This window comes from Nonomuraea sp. CX421, assembly GCF_059358955.1.
In genome coordinates this window covers 19,104-35,349 of sequence record NZ_JCADBK010000011.1, presented here as the reverse complement: position 1 = coordinate 35,349, position 16,246 = coordinate 19,104, and the positions used below count along the sequence as shown (strand labels likewise).

Annotated in this window: 15 protein-coding genes; 7 read left to right on the top strand and 8 right to left on the bottom strand. The window is 71.6% G+C overall.

Annotated elements, in window-relative coordinates; translation table 11 throughout:
• The first annotated feature begins 10 nt into the window (after window positions 1-10).
• Window positions 11-859, top strand: a complete 849-nt coding sequence (map, locus tag AC5L3X_RS20775) for a type I methionyl aminopeptidase (protein WP_494858904.1) — start codon at window positions 11-13, stop codon at window positions 857-859.
• On the opposite strand, the gene AC5L3X_RS20770 is transcribed toward map, so the two are convergent.
• The 5 genes from AC5L3X_RS20770 to AC5L3X_RS20750 all read right to left on the bottom strand — a co-directional run bounded on the left by AC5L3X_RS20770 (window position 846) and on the right by AC5L3X_RS20750 (window position 7,142).
• Window positions 846-1,238: a sensor histidine kinase gene (locus AC5L3X_RS20770; protein ID WP_494858903.1), complete on the bottom strand. Its 393-nt coding sequence runs from the start codon at window positions 1,236-1,238 to the stop codon at window positions 846-848. The two genes, map and AC5L3X_RS20770, sit on opposite strands and share 14 nt — an antisense overlap.
• A gap of 204 nt (window positions 1,239-1,442) precedes the next feature.
• On the bottom strand, window positions 1,443-3,419 hold the full coding sequence (locus AC5L3X_RS20765) for a bifunctional copper resistance protein CopD/cytochrome c oxidase assembly protein (protein ID WP_494858901.1): 1,977 nt from the start codon (window positions 3,417-3,419) through the stop codon (window positions 1,443-1,445).
• A complete protein-coding gene (locus tag AC5L3X_RS20760) occupies window positions 3,416-4,015 on the bottom strand; it encodes a copper resistance CopC family protein (RefSeq protein WP_494858899.1) in 600 nt (199 codons plus the stop codon). The genes AC5L3X_RS20765 and AC5L3X_RS20760 overlap by 4 nt, the downstream gene beginning before the upstream one ends.
• A 44-nt stretch (window positions 4,016-4,059) precedes the next feature.
• On the bottom strand, window positions 4,060-5,343 hold the full coding sequence (locus AC5L3X_RS20755) for a helix-turn-helix domain-containing protein (protein ID WP_494858897.1): 1,284 nt from the start codon (window positions 5,341-5,343) through the stop codon (window positions 4,060-4,062).
• 317 nt (window positions 5,344-5,660) lie between these two features.
• Window positions 5,661-7,142 carry a PucR family transcriptional regulator gene (locus AC5L3X_RS20750; RefSeq protein ID WP_494858896.1) on the bottom strand — a complete coding sequence of 494 codons (1,482 nt, stop codon included), beginning with the start codon at window positions 7,140-7,142 and terminating at the stop codon, window positions 5,661-5,663.
• A 91-nt stretch (window positions 7,143-7,233) separates the two neighbouring features.
• Between AC5L3X_RS20750 and AC5L3X_RS20745 the strand changes: the two genes are divergently transcribed.
• Genes AC5L3X_RS20745 through AC5L3X_RS20735 form a run of 3 tightly spaced genes read left to right on the top strand, consistent with a single transcriptional unit; the run spans window position 7,234 to window position 11,083 of the window.
• Window positions 7,234-9,393: a molybdopterin cofactor-binding domain-containing protein gene (locus AC5L3X_RS20745; RefSeq protein ID WP_494858894.1), complete on the top strand. Its 2,160-nt coding sequence runs from the start codon at window positions 7,234-7,236 to the stop codon at window positions 9,391-9,393.
• A 17-nt stretch (window positions 9,394-9,410) separates the two neighbouring features.
• Window positions 9,411-9,644 (top strand): EF-hand domain-containing protein, encoded by a 234-nt coding sequence (locus AC5L3X_RS20740; RefSeq protein ID WP_189126007.1) that lies wholly within the window; start codon window positions 9,411-9,413, stop codon window positions 9,642-9,644.
• Between the two features lie 53 nt (window positions 9,645-9,697).
• The gene (locus AC5L3X_RS20735) at window positions 9,698-11,083 is read left to right on the top strand and encodes an NCS2 family permease (RefSeq protein ID WP_494858892.1); all 1,386 of its coding nucleotides are present in this window, start codon (window positions 9,698-9,700) and stop codon (window positions 11,081-11,083) included.
• A 3-nt stretch (window positions 11,084-11,086) separates the two neighbouring features.
• On the opposite strand, the gene AC5L3X_RS20730 is transcribed toward AC5L3X_RS20735, so the two are convergent.
• Entirely contained in the window at window positions 11,087-12,007 is a 921-nt protein-coding gene (locus AC5L3X_RS20730; protein ID WP_494858890.1) for an excalibur calcium-binding domain-containing protein, read from the bottom strand.
• Between the two features lie 170 nt (window positions 12,008-12,177).
• On the opposite strand from AC5L3X_RS20730, the gene ald reads away from it, so the two are divergent.
• Window positions 12,178-13,293 (top strand): alanine dehydrogenase, encoded by a 1,116-nt coding sequence (gene ald / locus AC5L3X_RS20725; RefSeq protein ID WP_494858888.1) that lies wholly within the window; start codon window positions 12,178-12,180, stop codon window positions 13,291-13,293.
• A 7-nt stretch (window positions 13,294-13,300) separates the two neighbouring features.
• Here the strand turns inward: ald and AC5L3X_RS20720 are convergent, their stop codons facing one another.
• On the bottom strand, window positions 13,301-13,933 hold the full coding sequence (locus tag AC5L3X_RS20720; protein WP_189126011.1) for a helix-turn-helix domain-containing protein: 633 nt from the start codon (window positions 13,931-13,933) through the stop codon (window positions 13,301-13,303).
• Between the two features lie 63 nt (window positions 13,934-13,996).
• Here AC5L3X_RS20720 and AC5L3X_RS20715 point away from each other — a divergent pair, with 63 nt between their 5' ends.
• Complete coding sequence (locus tag AC5L3X_RS20715; protein WP_494858886.1) at window positions 13,997-14,725, top strand: aspartate/glutamate racemase family protein; 729 nt, start codon at window positions 13,997-13,999, stop codon at window positions 14,723-14,725.
• Between the two features lie 76 nt (window positions 14,726-14,801).
• Here AC5L3X_RS20715 and AC5L3X_RS20710 read toward each other — a convergent pair whose 3' ends face one another.
• Complete coding sequence (locus AC5L3X_RS20710; protein WP_494858884.1) at window positions 14,802-15,503, bottom strand: thioredoxin-like domain-containing protein; 702 nt, start codon at window positions 15,501-15,503, stop codon at window positions 14,802-14,804.
• Window positions 15,504-15,625: 122 nt separating this feature from the next.
• On the opposite strand from AC5L3X_RS20710, the gene AC5L3X_RS20705 reads away from it, so the two are divergent.
• A complete protein-coding gene (locus AC5L3X_RS20705; protein WP_494858883.1) occupies window positions 15,626-16,246 on the top strand; it encodes a DUF305 domain-containing protein in 621 nt (206 codons plus the stop codon).

Here is a 16,246-nt window from a genome sequence, read left to right as displayed (position 1 = left end):
CTCGTCTTTCATGACGACACTGCTCCAGCCAGGGCGAGTTTCGCCCATCCGGAAGGTTCCCGCCCACATCGAGCGGCCGGAGTACGTCGGCAAGAAGCGCCCCAAGACCGGCGAGTCCGACGTCAAGACCCCGGAAACGATCGAGCGGATGCGCGTGGCGGGCCAGATCGCCGCGCAGGCCCTCGAAGAGGTCGGCAAGCACGTCCAGCCGGGTGTCACCACCGACGAGCTCGACCGCGTCGGCCACGAGTTCCTCATCGGCCACGGCGCCTACCCGAGCACGCTCGGCTACAAGGGCTATCCCAAGTCGCTGTGCACCTCGATCAACGAGGTGATCTGCCACGGCATCCCCGACGACACCGTGCTGCGCGAGGGCGACATCGTCAACGTCGACATCACCGCGTTCATCGGCGGCGTCCACGGCGACACCGACGCCACGTTCCTGGTGGGCGAGGTCGACGAGGAGTCGCGGCTGCTGGTCGAGCGCACCCGCGAGGCCATGATGCGGGCGATCAAGGCGGTGGCGCCGGGCCGGCAGCTCAACGTGGTGGGGCGGGTCATCGAGGCCTACGCCAAGAGATTCGGCTATGGAGTGGTGCGCGACTTCACCGGTCACGGCATCGGCACGACGTTCCACTCCGGTCTGATGGTGCCCCACTACGACGACCCGTCTCTGCGGGTGGAGCTGGTGCCGGGCATGACGTTCACCATCGAGCCGATGCTGACGCTGGGCACGATCGACTATGACATCTGGCCCGACAAGTGGACCGCGGTGACCAGGGACCGCAAGCGCACGGCGCAGTTCGAGCACACGATCATGGTGACCGAGACCGGCAGCGAGATCCTCACTCTGCCCTAGGCACCGCGCCGGTGACCGTGGTGCCCTCACCCGGCACGCTGTTGACCGACAGGCTGCCGCCGACGTCGGCGAAGGCGGCCCGCATCCGCGCGATGCCCCGCCCCACGGCCCTGCCCGGGTCGAACCCGGCGCCGTGATCGCTCACCGTCATGCGCAGGCCGCTCCCGCCGATGGTCACCGCGATCGACACCACCTCGGCGCCGCTGTGCGCCTCGACGTTGGCCAGCGCCTCGCGGATGGCGGTCAGCACCGCCTGCGCGATGCGCGACGGCACGTCGGTGGCGGGCAGCGCCCACGTCTCCACACGGATGCCGGTGCGCTCGGACCACTCCGTCACATCGCATTCGAGCGCCTCGGCCAGGCTTCGTCCCCCACGCATGCGTGTCTCTTTGGACAACTCAACTCGCCTTCCTGAGCACCCGAGCATCGCAGGCCCCCCGGAGCCCGCATTCGTCCGCGCCGCGCGCGATCCCCCGGTGAGCTGCGCGTCAGCTGTGGAAGTAATGCCCGTCTCCCCTTCAGGCAAGGCTACCCGGCGGCTCGGAGACGCGTTGCCTCCGGTTATGTTGCCCTGGCCATCCGGCTACTCGCCCTTGTCGGCACGGTTGAGGCGGGCGAGGTAGGCGTTGTAGGAGTCGAGCTCGGGGTCACCCGCGCCGCTGCGGTCGGCCCGCCGGTCGGCCCGGCGGGCCTGTCGGTCCTCGTCCTTGTACCACTGGACGGCGATGGTCAGCAGCACGATGAGCGTCGGTATCTCACCGAACCCCCAGGCGATCGCCCCGCCGTTCTGCTGCTCCTGGAGCAGCGACTCTCCCCAGGTGCGGCCCAGTTGTTCGTACCAGCCGGACGCGATCAGGGTGCCCGTCATCATCAGCGCCACCCCGAAGAACGCGTGGAACGGCATGGTCACGAACAGCGTCAGGAGCTTGCCGACGTACGGCAGGCGGTGCGGCGCCGGGTCGACCCCGATGATGACCCAGAAGAACAGCGACCCGCTGATCAGGAAGTGCAGGGTCATCCAGATGTGCCCGAGGTGCTCCTCCATGGCCGAGGCGAACAACGGCGTGAAGTAGAGCGCGTAGGTCGAGACGATGAAGAGGGCGGTGGCGATGGCCGGATGGGCGAGGACCCGGACGACCCGGCTGTGCAGGATGGTCGTCAGCCACTCGCGCGGCCCGCGGTCGCCCCGCCTGACGGCCGGCCTGATCGCGCGCAGGGCGAGCGTGACGGGCCCGCCGAGCACCAGGAAGATCGGCACGATCATGGACAGCGTCATGTGCTCGATCATGTGCACGTCGAACATGACCTTGGCGTAGCGGGCCAGGCCGCTCTGGGTGGCGAAGACCAGGATCGCCACACCGGCGAACCACGACACGGTGCGTCCCCACGGCCAGGAGTCGCCACGCCTGAGCAGCCTGACCACCCCGGCGCCGTACAGGCCGGCCAGCGCGGCGGCGACCAGCGCGAAGAACAGGTCGAGCCACCAGAGCGAGAGGACGTTGCCCACCGTGATCGGCGGCGGCATCGGGAAGCCGAGCAGGTCGAAGGCGCGGTCGGCGGGCAGGATGACCGGCGGCGGCGCGGTGCGCGAGAGCGCGACGGCCAGGCCCATGGTGGCGAGCATGAGCAGCGTCTCGCCGCCCGCCAGCCGGGTGAACGCGTGGGGCCGCCCGTCGCCGAGGCTCACCAGCGTGCGCTGCCGGTGCCACCAGCCCACGTAGCCGAGCAGCACGAACGCGACGATCTTCGCCACGACCAGCAGGCCGTAGGACGACGTCCAGAGGTCGGAGACGTTGGCCAGCCGCGCGATGACGCTGAACACGCCGGACAGGCCGACGCCGACGTAGCACCACAGGGCGAGCCTGGAGAACCTGGCGGCGGCGATGTCGAGCCGAGGCAGGCCGCGCACGGCGTGCAGCGCGACGACGACGAGCCCGCCCACCCACAGGGCGAGCGAGAGCAGGTGCAGCGACAGGCCGGAGACGGCCAGGTCGTGGTTGGGCGAGGAGGCGGAGTGGCCGGTGAGCGCCGGCGGCAGCAGCGTCACCAGCGCCAGCACCAGCAGGGCGGCCGACGCGCCCGCGGTGATGGCCCCGCGCGAGAACAGCGCGATCGCCATCGCGAACAGCACCACGAGCGTGAGCGCGATGCCCTGGCTGGTCTGGGTGGCGTAGCTGGTCAGGTAGTTGCCGGTGAGCACCTGGGTGACCGGCCGGCCCCACGAGTCGGCCACGCCGAACAGCAGCGTGAGGAAGGCCGCGGCGCCCCAGGCCACCGCGGTCCACGAGGCGGCCTGCACGTCGCGCAGCGCGTCGCGGCCGAGCACGCCCTTGTCGTTGGGCAGCAGCATGGTGGCCGTCAGCAGCAGGCCGACGGTGAGGACGCCCGCCACGTCCATGGCGAGCTTGGACAGCGGCAGCCCCCACCGGGTGATCACGCCGGCGTCGGGCAGCCCGGCGATGATCCGGGGGAAGGCCGCGCCTCCCACGATCATGGCGATCACCAGTCCGGCGACGGCCGCGGCGGACGCGACGACCGCCAGACGCGCGGCCCTGGTCACGGCTTCTTCTTGCGCATGCTGAGCAGGAACCCGACCCCGATGCCGGCCAGCGCTCCGACGACGACGAGCAGCCAGACGGGGAATGCGACCGAGGACTCCTCCTGGGACGCCGCCTGCGTGGCGTCCGGCTGCGACGCCTGTCCTGCCGTCTGCGCGGCGGTGGGGGCGGCGGTCGGCTCAGCCGACGTGGACGGCGCCGTGGACGGCTCGGCGGTCGGCTCGGCGGTCGGCGGCGCGCCCTTGACGGTGAACGGGATCTCGCCCTCCACCGGGTGACCGTCGGAGGAGACGACGCGGTAGGCGATCGTGTAGGCGCCGTCGGGCAGGGTGCCGCCGAGCCGCTGCGTCACCACCGCTCCGTCGGTCGCGGGGGCGCCGAGCTGGTGCTCGGCGCCGTCCGCGGCACGGACGATGACGAACGGCATGCGGACCTTGGCGGTGAACTCGAGCGTGACCTCGTCGATCGTCTTGACCGTCGCGTCCTTGGCCGGGTCGCTGCGCTTGAGCGCGTCGTGTGCCAGGGCGGGCACGGCGGCGCCGATCACGAGCAGGGCGGCGAGGATCGCGGTGAGGGACGCGAGCAGGGTTCTCTTCATGGCACCCCCAGGCTACCGACGCCGCCCCACGGTCCGGGACTCAGTCACAGACCGGCGCAGGCCAGGGCCCGCTGGTATCCCTCCACCGCGCCGTGGGTGTCGCCCAGCTGCTCCATCGTCTCGGCCGCGGCGTACCAGGTGCCGGCCGCGCGGCGGGAGTCGGGCAGCGGCGTGAGCCACTCACGCACCGCGGCCAGCTCGCGCTCGGCGGAGGCGAGGTCGCCGAGGCCGCCGTGGGCGCGGCTCAGCAGCAGGTGGGCCTCGGCCTCCAGGGCGCGGGCGGTGGTCGGCAGCAGCTCCTGTCCGGCGCGGCCGTGGGCGATCGCCCGCTCGAGGTTGCCCGCCATGATCTCGATGCGGGCGAGCTCGACCTGGGTGTTGGCCCGGTCGAGGGTGCTCGCCGACGTCTGCGCCAGCTCCTGCTCGGTGCGCAGCAGCACGGTGCGGACCTCGTCGACGGAGTCGGGGCGGACCCGGAGCTTCAGGGTGGCGTACGCCACACGGGTGCGGGCGAGGCTGCGCGGCTGGCCGTTCTCCGACTGGATGGCCAGTGCGCGCTCGGCGAAGCTCAGCGACTCCTCACCGTGGCCGGTGCTCTCGGCCACGACGGCGGCGTTCCAGCAGGCCGCGACGATCGAGCGGGGGGTGTTGAGCATCTCGGCCGCGTTGAGCAGCTCGGCGGCGAACTGGCGGGCGCGCAGCAGGTCGCCGCTGTGCAGGTAGGCGATGAGCAGGGTCGCGCCGAGCTCCATCAGCCCGTCGGACCAGGCCGGCCGCGCCGAACCGCCGAGGATCGCCTCGCCGACCTTGACCGCCTCGCTCAGCCGGTCGCTCTGCCGGTAGACGCGGCACAGGGCGATCGCGACGTCGATGTGGCGCTCCGCGCTGAGCTCCTCGGCCCGCAGCCTGTTGAGGACGTCGATCGCCTCGTCAAGCTCGCCGCAGGCCTCCATGGCCAGCGCCAGGCCGAATTCGGTGTCTTGACGGAGCGACGTGAGACCTGTCAGGTTGTTGTTCGCCAGCAGCTCACCGAAGCGGGTGCGGGCCTCCCGCACCTCACCGTTCTCGAGGGCGAGCCTCGCGTAACCGAGCGCGAGCTCGATGTCCTCCAGCTGCTCGGCGGTGACTCCGTTGAGGAGATAGGAGAGCGAACAGTCGAGCTTCTGAGCCAGCAACTCCAGGACGGCCGGAGTCGGGGTACGCTTGCCACTCTCGATCAAGGAGACGTAGCTGTCCGACAACTCTGGGTGTGCGAGCTGCGCCTGAGACAGCCCGCGCTGCCGCCTCACTGTCTTGATGCGGAGTCCGACCAGGTCAGATGTAGTCACAGCTGCTACTCCCTGAGATGATTACGTCCGAACAACACATAGGCGAGGGAGAACCCCCATGCGCACGCGCATTGCCCTGTCCGTAGTAGGCACGTTTCTCACGGCCGTGGTGGCCGTAGGAAGCAATGCTACGACCGCGATGGCCGACTCGTCTCCTGTCGCGCCTGCGATATCGGCACAATTCGAAGTCCCCTCCTGCTGCTAGCCCGAGCCGTCCGCACTGACGGCCGACGACGTCCCCCACCATGAAGGTCCATGCCTGGCGCCGCACACACCGCGGCCTGCGGGGTGGGGGGCGCTGTTCGGGTTTCTCCCGATCAGCCCGCCCGCAGCGCGAGGAAGAAGTCCACTCTGTCCGCCATCGCTGACAGATCCCTGCCGGTGAGCTCCTCGACCCTCCTGATCCGATAGCGGACCGTGTTGACGTGCACGTGCAACCGCTCGGCGCACGCGTGCCACGACCCGGCGCAGTCGAGGAAGGTGCCCAGGGTCCGCACCAGCTCCGACTGGTGCAGCCGGTCATAGTCGGCCAGCGGCCCCAGCAGCCGTCCGGCGAACGACCGCCGCACGTCGCCCGGCACCGTGGCCAGCAGGAGCGCGTGCGTGTAGATCTCGTCGCTGGTCACCACGCCGCCCGAGCGGGCCTCGGCCAGCCTCCTGGCGTGACCGGCCTCCTCGACGCCGCCCTTGACGGCCGCCGCGCCGGTCAGCTCGCCGCTCAGCCCGACGCAGACGTGGCCGTCGGGCAGGGCCGCCAGGACCTCGACGCCGCGGCGCAGCCGCTGCGCCAGCCCGGCGACGGTCGTGCCGCGCAGCGGCACCAGCGCCACCGCGCCGTCCGCGTGCGCCGCCGCGACGACCTCGCGGCCCAGGAGCTCCTCCAGCACCGGCCCGCCCAGCGCCGCCGGGCCGGGCCCGCGTCTCGCGTCCGGCCGCGGCACGGTGACGTGCGCCACCGCGTACGGCTCCGCCGCGTCGATGCCGCAGGTGCGCAGCCCGGCGTTGAGCTCGGCCGGGTCGGCGCCGGCCAGGGCGGCCCTGACGAGCTGCTCGGTCAGCCGCCGCTCGACCCGGCGGCCCTCCTCCATCCGGCTGCGTTCAAGGGCCACGCAGGCGGCCAGCTCGTAGCCGAGGTCGGCCCGGTCCATCAGGTCGCCGTCGCAGGCCAGCACCCAGCCCGCCGCCCGGTGTCCGCTGCCCACGCCGAAGACCGTGTGGCGTCCGGCCGGGCAGGGCAGCCGGGTGGCGGTCAGGTAGGCCCGCGCGAGCCGTACCGGATCGTCCACGGAGCCGACGATCACCTCGCCGGACGCGGAGAGCACCGCGCCCGTGACGCCGAGTTCGGCGGCGGTCAGCTCGAACAGATCGGGCAGGCCGGCGCCCTCGGCGACGGCGGCCACCAGCCTGCGGTGGCGGCCGAGCGCGGCGCGCATGTCGCCGGGCAGGCGGGACGCGACGCGCTCGGCGATCGCCCGGAAGGAGACCTCGGTGGGCACGTCGAGCAGCGGCAGCCCGGCCTCCTCGCAGGCCGCGACCACGTCGGCCGGGATGTGGCCCAGCCGGGCGCGGCCCGCGCCGAGCGCGGACACCCCGGCCTCGACCAGCGCGGCCACGAACCGGGCGGAGTCGGCGGGGGTGTGCCGCCACATGAGCCCGGTGAGCACCAGCTCGCCGCCCGACAGGTAGCGTCCGGGCTCGGGCAGGTCGGTGATGTGCACGGTGTGGAACTCGCGGCCGGGGTCGCCGGTGAGCAGCGTGAGACTCAGCCCGTCGACGGCCAGCAGGTCCCTTATGCGCACTTGGAGGAATATACAAGGCATCCCGTCAAGTGCTGACTCCGATTTCACGTCCCGCGCATAGGCTGACCGGCCCCGCCGGTGCTCTACTCGGATGATGACCGAAACGGCGGGTGTGACGCGGCAGGACGTCGGCGCGAGCGCGCGGCGGCCCGACGCCACGCTCAAGGTGACGGGCGAGTTCGCCTACGCCTCCGACCTGTGGCTCGACGGCATGGTGTGGGGCGTGACGCTGCGCAGCCCGCACGCCTCGGCGTGGATCCGGTCGATCGACGTCGGGCCCGCGCTGGCGATGCCGGGCGTGCTCGCCGTGCTCACCCACGAGGACGTGCCGGGCGAGAAGCACTACGGCCTGGAGCTGAAGGACCAGCCGGTGCTCGCCGTCGACCAGGTGCGCTACCAGGGCGAACCGGTGGCTCTGGTGGCGGCCGAGCATCCGGAGACCGCGCGCCGGGCCGCGGCGGCGATCGTGGTGGACTACGAGCCGCGCGAGGCGGTGACCGACCCGCGCGCGGCCACGAGCTTCGTCAGGCGGCAGCCGGTCGTGGTCGGCGACACGTTCGAGGCCGACGTCGTGGTGACCGGCGAGTACGAGGTCGGCATGCAGGACCAGGCGTTCCTGGGGCCGGAGTCGGGGCTGGCGGTCCCCGCCGAGGACGGCGGCGTCGACCTCTACATCGCCACCCAGTGGCTGCACGTTGACCGCGACCAGCTCGCGCCGTGCCTCGGCCTGCCGCGGGAGAAGGTACGGCTGACGCTCTCCGGGGTGGGCGGCGCCTTCGGGGCCCGGGAGGACCTGTCGATGCAGGTGCACGCCTGCATGCTGGCGTTGCGGCTGAACCGGCCCGTGAAGATCGTGTACGGCCGCGAGGAGTCGTTCTTCGGTCACGTGCACCGCCATCCCGCCTGGATGCGCTACGAGCACGGCGCCACCCGTGACGGCCGGCTCGTGTACGTCAAGGCCGACATCCTGCTCGACGGCGGCGCCTACTGCTCCTCGTCGCCGGCGGTCGTCGGCAACGCCGCCTCGCTGGGCGTGGGGCCGTACGAGGTGCCGAACGTGCGGGTCGTGGCGACCGGCGTCTACACCAACAACCCGCCGTGCGGGGCGATGCGCGGGTTCGGCGCGGTGCAGGCCTGCTACGCCTACGAGTCGCAGATGGACCGCCTGGCCGAGGCGTGCGGGCTGTCGCCGGTCGAGATCCGGGTGCGCAACGCCGTGTCGCAGGGGTCGGCGCTGATCACCGGCCAGGTGATCGACTCGCCCGCGCCGCTCGCCGAGATGCTGCGCGAGCTGGAGGCGATGCCGCTACCCGGCCCGGCCGCCGCCGACCTGCGCGCGCTGCCGGGCGGCGTCTCGCAGACCACCCACGGCGAGTCCGTACGGCGTGGCGTCGGCTACGGCGTGGGCATCAAGAACATCTGCTTCTCCGAGGGCTTCGACGACTACTCGACGGCCAGGGTGCGGGCCGAGCTGGTCGGCGGCGAGCCGCACGTCACCGTGCACACCGCGGCGGCCGAGGTCGGGCAGGGCCTGGTGACCGTCCAGGCCCAGATCGCCCGCACCGAGCTGGGCGTCCAGAACGTGACCGTGGCCACGGCCGACACGGCGGTCGGCTCGGCGGGCTCGTCCTCGGCCTCCCGGCAGTCCTATGTCACCGGTGGCGCGGTGAAGGCGGCCTGCGAAGCCGTACGGGCTCGGTTCGACGGGTTGCCCGCCCGGGAGGCGCTGGAGAGGTTCGGGCCGATCGAGGAGACGCGGGAGTACCGCCACCGGCCCACCTACCCGCTGCACCCCGAGACGGGGCAGGGCGACTCGCACACCCAGTTGGCCCTGTGCGTGCACCGGGCCGTGGTGGACGTGGACGTGGAGCTGGGCCTGGTGAAGGTGGTCGAGCTGGCCGCCGTCCAGGACGTGGGCCGGATCCTGAACCCGCAGGCGCTGGAGGGCCAGATCCACGGCGGGTCCGCGCAGGGGCTCGGGCTGGCGCTGATGGAGGAGATCCGGCTGCGCGACGGACAGGTGCTGAACCCGTCGTTCACCGACTACCTGATCCCCACCATCCTCGACATGCCGCCGATGGTGACGACGATCCTGGAGAATCCCGACCCCGCCGCGCCGTACGGACTGCGCGGGGCGGGCGAGCCGCCCACGCTGTCGTCCACGCCCGCCATCGCGGCGGCGGTGCGGGCGGCGACGGGCCGCGAGTTGACGCGCGTTCCCATCAGACCGGAAGATATCGCCCTGGTTTGACAGACGGGGAGGTTCCGATGACGGACGCGCGTGAAGCGGCCAAGGCGGAGTTCGAGCGGTTCGACAGCGACGGCGACGGCCTGCTGACGGCCGCCGAGATCAGGCAGGTCAACCTGGCGCTGGGCGCCCAGGGCGCCACCAGCGAGGAGATCGAGGCGTTCATCGCCTCGGCAGACCGCGACGGCGACGGCCAGATCGGGCTGGAGGAGTTCGCCGCCCTGGTGGGCGGCGGCAAGCACGAGAAAGCGTGATCATCTCTCCAGCCGGGTAGGTTTGCCGCGATTCCCCCTGATCATGAGGGGGGATGGCTGTGCTCGACAAGCTCTTCGAGCTGTCCGGGCGGGGAAGCGACGCCGGCCGCGAGGTGCGTGGCGGGGTCACCACCTTCATGGCGATGGCCTACATCATCCTGCTCAACCCGATCATCCTGGCCGGCGCGCAGGACGTCACCGGCGCCCGGCTCACCATCGCGCAGCTGACCACGTCGACGGCGCTGGCCGCGGCCGTCAGCACGCTGCTGATGGCGTTCGCCGGCAACGCGCCGTTCGGCCTGGCGGCCGGGCTGGGGCTGAACGCCCTCGTCGCCTACCAGGCCGCCCCGCACATGACCTGGCCGCAGGCGATGGGCCTGGTCGTGCTCGAAGGCGTGGTCATCATCGTGCTCGCCGTGACCGGCCTGCGGACTCTGATCATGAACGCGATCCCGCTGGCGCTGAAGCACGCCATCAGCGTCGGGATCGGGATGTTCATCGCGCTGGTCGGGCTGGTCGACGCCGGGTTCGTCACCACGGGGACGGGCACTCCGGTGCAGCTCGGCGCGACCGGGCACCTCACGGGCTGGCCGGTCGCCGTCTTCTGCTTCGGCCTGCTCCTGATGATCGTCCTGTACGCACGCAGGGTCCCGGCGGCCATCCTGATCAGCATCGCGGTGACCACCGTGGTGGCCGTGGCGGTGAACTCGCTGGCCACCATCGCGCCCGGGGCGTGGGGCGTGGTGACGCCGCGGATGCCGGAGTCGCTGGTCGCCGCGCCGGACTTCGGGCTGGTGGGGCAGGTGGACGTGTTCGGCGGGTTCGCCCGGGCCGGCGCGCTGACGGCCACCGTGGTGCTGTTCACCCTGGTGCTGTCCGGGTTCTTCGACGCCATGGGCACGATCATCGGCGTCAGCGACGAGGCCGGGCTGGTCGACGAACGCGGCCGGGTGCCGAGGCTGGGCCGCATCCTCACCGTGGACGGCGTCGCGGGCGTCGTCGGCGGGGTGACGAGCGCGTCGGCCAACACGGTGTTCGTGGAGTCGGCGGCGGGCGTCGGCGAAGGGGCGCGCACCGGGCTGGCCTCCGTCGTGACGGGCGCGCTGCTCGGTCTCACGCTGCTCTTCACGCCACTGGCGGCCGTGGTGCCCGCCGCGGCCGCCGCCCCGGCGCTGGTGCTCGTCGGGGCGCTGATGATGACGCAGAGCCGCAACGTGCCGTGGGAGGACCTGGAACTGGCGGTGCCTGCGTTCCTGACGATCGCGCTGATGCCGTTCACGTACTCGATCACCAACGGGGTGGGTGCCGGGGTGATCACCTACACGCTCATCAAGGCGGCGCGGGGGAAGCGCGCCCAGATCCCGTGGCTGCTCTGGGTCGTGTCGCTGGTCTTCCTCGCGTACTTCGGGATCTCCGCGCTGCAGAACCTCTTCGGCTGAGCGCTAGCGGATGTCGGGGGTGTTGCAGGCCACGCCGTTGCCGTCGACGTCGACGTACCAGGCGTATTCGGGGTGGACGCCCTTGGTGTAGGGGCCGTCGCCGGCCGCCACGGCCTCCTTGCAGCTGGCGTAGCGGCGATCGCGCGTGGGGCGGTCACCGGTCTCCAGGGCGGCCGGGCCCGTCGAGACGGGCAGGCTCGTGTCAGGCACGCCGGTGGTGGGGACGCCCGTGCCGGGATCGCCCGTGCTGGGGACACCCGTGCCGGGGTCGCCCGTGTTCGGGTCGCCGGGGTTGGGGTTGGGGTTGCCCGGGTCAGCTGGGTTCGGGCCGGGAGTGCCCGCGCCCGCCGGGTCGCCCAGGAGGCGGGCGGCGATCGCGTCGGCCTCCTCCTTGGTGAACCCGGCGATGCTCAGACTGTCGCCGTCCATGCTCTGGGTGACGATGGGCGCCGCCACCACGGTCGCGGGCACCAGCACGACGGCGACCTGACGCTGGTCGGTCACCAGCTCGTCGATGAGCTCGGCCACCTTGTCGCGGAAGGCGGGGGCGATCGCGACGCGGACCGAGTAGGTGCCGTCCTTCTCGCGCACCGGGGCGATCCGCTGCACGGCGTTGACCGTGACCCCGTCCTCCAACAGGTAGCAGGTGGTCTGCCGTTCGTCGAGCACGGCCTGGACGCCGGGGCACGGAGCCGCCTTGGTCTCGCGGACCGGGGCGAAGTGGATGGGCGTGGCCAGCCGGCGCGGCGGCGTGCCCCCGAGGAACGGGGCGTCGGGACTCTTGGTCATCAGCACGGCCACGGTGCCGGCCACACCGGCCAGGAGCACGACCAGGACGAGCGAGACGATCAGCACGATGGTGGTCACTCGGCTGGCCTGCGGCTCTTCCTCGACCGCGGAGGGGCTCTCTCCCGGGCTGTCCATCCTTGACGACACCATCCTGAGGTTCGGGCTGCGGGTGAGCTTATCGAGGACGGGCAGAACCCAGGTAATCAGCAGAACAATCCTCAATTCTCTCGTGACAGGCGGCGGAACTGAGGAACGAGGACAGGGCGACGGCAGCCACCGGCGCCCGGTGAAACGGAAGTGGCCCCATGAAGGTCGGCGTTCCCCGCGAGATCAAGGACAACGAGTATCGCGTCGCGCTCACCCCGGCGGGTGCGCACGAGTTCATCCGGCACGGCCACCAGGTCCTCGTCGAGCGCGGGGCGGGCGTCGGCTCGGCGCTGCCCGACGCCGACTTCGAGGGGGTGGGCGCGACCATGGTCGGCGAGGCGGACGAGGTGTGGGCCGAGGGCGATCTGATCCTGAAGGTGAAGGAGCCGGTGGCCGAGGAGTATCACCGGATGCGCAAGGGGCAGGTGCTGTTCACCTACCTCCATCTGGCCGCCTCACGGGCGTGCACCATGGCGATGCTCAACGCGGGCGTCACCGGAGTCGCCTACGAGACCGTACAGACCCCCGAAGGCGCGCTGCCCCTGCTGGCGCCCATGTCGGAGGTCGCCGGCCGGCTCGCGCCACAGGTCGGGGCCTACCATCTGATGCGCTCGCAGGACGGCAGGGGCGTGCTGATGGGCGGCGTGTCCGGGGTGCACGCGGCTCGCGTGGTGGTGATCGGGGCCGGCGTGTCGGGCATGAACGCGGCGGCCATCGCGCTCGGCATGCAGGCCGAGGTGCTGCTGCTCGACCGGAACATCGACAAGCTGCGCCAGGCGGACATGATCTACCAGGGCCACTGCCAGACCGTCGCCTCCAACTCGCTGGAGATCGAGCTGGCGGTCCTGAGCGCCGACCTGGTGATCGGCGCGGTGCTCATCCCCGGCGCGCGGGCGCCTCGGCTGGTCTCCAGCGAGCTGGTCAGCCGGATGAGGCCGGGCTCGGTGCTGGTGGACATCTCGATCGACCAGGGCGGCTGCTTCGAGGACTCACGCCCGACGACGCACGCCGAGCCGACCTATCCGGTGCACGACTCGATCTTCTACTGCGTGGCCAACATGCCCGGCGCCGTGCCGCACACCTCGACGTACGCGCTCACGAACGTGACGCTCCCGTACGCGCTGGCCATCGCCGACCTGGGCTGGAGGGACGCGATGCGCCAGGATCGGGCCCTGTCGCTCGGCCTGAGCACCCACGAGGGACGCCTGACGAGCAGGCCGGTCGCCGAGGCGCACCGGCTGGAGTCCATACCGCTGGAGGACGTCCTCGAATAGCGCCCGCTCAGAGGTGCTCCATCACGAACACCGCAGTGGTGTCGGCCCGCAGGGCCTGGAAGATGTGCGGGGTGTCGCCGGGATAGCGGACGTAGTCGCCGGGCCCGAGCTCGGCCGGCTCCTCGGCCGGGCCCGCCAGCGCCCGGCCGCTGCTCAGCACCACGTGCTCGCTGGTGCCCGGCGGGTGGGCGGCCGAGAGCTGGGCCCGGCCCGGCTGGGCCACGATCCGGTAGATGTCGCGCCGGGCGTTGGGCGGGCAGGAGGCGAGCAGCGTGGCCGCGTAGCCGGCCTGCTCGGAGTGGGCGACCGGCCCATCGCCGGCCCGGATCACCCGGACGTCCGGCCGCGGCGGATCGACCAGCGCGCTGAACGGCACGCCGAGCGCGGAGCCGAGCGCCCACAGCGTCTCCACGCTGGGATTGCCGGTGCCGGATTCGAGCTGGGAGAGGGTGGACTTGGCCAGCCCCGCCCGCCTGGCCAGCTCGGTCAGCGACAGCCCGGCGCGGGCGCGCTCGCGCCGGATCGCCCCGGCGATCAGCCCGATGAGGTCGGAGGGCGCCCGCACGCCCTCGCTCGCGGAACCGGTTCTCACCTGTTCGCTCCAGAAGTCGATCTGTTCGGCTTGACGAACACCGTCCATCGCGTTCAGCCTAGTGCGCGGACGTTCGCCCTAACGAACCCTTGAGCCGATCCGGAGACAATCATGGGACACCTCGGCATCGTCGCCCACAGCACGGAGGGCGCGGCGCTCTGCTTCCTCGCCTACTGCCAGGAGGGGTTCCGGCGGACCGGCCGCCACGAGCACCCCGACGTGACCCTCGACTACATCGCCTTCGGCCGCAGCATGCCCGCGTGGGAGGCGGGCGATCACGCCTCGATCAGGGCCACGCTGTCGACCAGCGTCGACCGGCTGGCCCGGGCGGGCGCCGGTTTCTTCGCCTGCCCCGACAACACCGCGCACCTGGCCCTCGAACACCCTGGCCCGGAGCTCGCGCTGCCCGGCCTGCACCTGGCCGAGGTCGTCGCCGAACAGGCCGCCGCCGACGGCCACCGGAGGGTCGGCGTCCTCGGCACGACGTACCTCATGGACGGCCCCGTCTACCCCCGAGCGATGGCCGCCCGTGGCATCGCCACCGAGGTGCCGGACCCGGCCGACCGCGACCTGGTCAACAGGATCATCTTCGAGGAGCTGGTGAACGGCGTCTTCACCGACGAGTCCAGGCGGGCGTACGTGCGCGTCGTCGAACGACTGGCCGGGCGGGGCTGCGACGCGGTCGCGCTGGTGTGCACCGAGATCCCGCTCCTGGTGACCCCGGAGGTCTCTCCCCTGCCCACGCTCGACTCGACCCGGCTGCTGGCCCGCGCGGCCTACGATGTCGCCGTGGGCGACCGGCCGCCGCCCACGTGGCGCGGCGGCCCGGTGGCCGGCTGACCGGCGACGCCGCCCCGGGTCAGAACCTGCCGGGGCGGGCGGCCGTCGTCACTGGCCGGTCGTCACTGGCCGGTCGTCACTGGTCGGTGGGGCTGGCGCTCGGCGAGAGCGTCTCCATCGGCGTCTGTCCCTGCGGCTCGGGCGGCAGCGGAGCCACGTCGGCCGTGGTGGTGATGGCGTCCGGCCCACCACAGGTGGAGCCGGGCTCCGGGGTGTCCTTGCCGTTCTGGAACTTCTTGATGAAGGCGCCCAGCTTGGGGTCGTCAGGGCTGTCCAGCTTGAGCTGGTGCCCCCACGACGAGGCCACGATCGGCGCCGGAAGGTTGGGGAAGGGGCTCATCAGCATGAATTCCTGCTGGCCGGTCGAGGTGGCCACCTCGGTCAGCTTGTCGATCTGCGCCTTGGGCAGGTCGGGCCGGTAGGTGATCCAGACGGCGCCGTGCTCCAGGGAGTGCACCGCGTGCTCGCTGTGGATCGGCTTGGCGTAGACGTCGCACTGCTGCCAGTAGTTGTTGTGCTCACCGCCGACGGGCGGCGTCTCCTTGTAGGAGACCTGCTTCCACACGTGGTCGCCGCCGTCATAGGAGTAGTTGGCCACCGCGTCGAGCGACGTCTCCCGAGACTGCTTGACCAGGTAGAAACCGACCAGACCGACGAGCAACACGATGACGGCGCCCCCGGACCCCCACATGAGGAACGCGGTGCGACGCTCCTTGCGCTTCTGCTCGGCCCGCATCCGCTGCAGATGCTCCCGCCGCGCCTGCGCCTTCTCCTTCATCGTTCCTCCATCAGCCTGCCAATCTCGGGTCACCCTATGCCCTCCGGGCGTATGCGGAGAATAAGGCGGTCGAAAGCGATCGTTCCTCCCTTCTCGTACGAGATGGATAGGCTGGACTCGCCATGCGTAATCCTGCGAAGAACCCACTGCTCATCGCCGGCGCCGTGCTGATCGCCGGCGCGGCGGTCCTCCTGTTCGTGCTCGGCCGAGGCGCGGACCCGGCCGAGACCTCCGCCGAGGCCGGGTTCGCCCGCGACATGGGCGTCCACCACGCGCAGGCCGTCGACATGTCGTTCATCATCAGGGACAAGACGCAGTCCAAGGAGATCCGCAACCTGGCCTTCGACATCATCACCACGCAGTCCACGCAGCGCGGCATGTTCATCGGCTGGCTGGAGCAGTGGGGGCTCGGCCTGTCGACCGACCTGCGGCCGATGGCCTGGATGCGAGGCCACGGCCACGGCGCCGCGACGACCGGGGCCGCCGAGCCCGGTGTGATGCCGGGCATGGCCAGCGCCGCTGAGCTGACCAAGCTCAAGGAGCTGCAGGGCACCGAGGCCGAGGTGCTCTTCCTGCAGCTGATGATCCGCCACCACGAGGGCGGGGTGCGGATGGCCGAGGGTCTGCTGAAGCTGTCCGACCGCGACGAGGTGGTCAACATGGCCCAGAAGATCGTCAAGGGGCAGAGCGGCGAGATCAAGCTGATGACCGACATGCTCGGGCATCGGGGCGCGCAGCCGTAG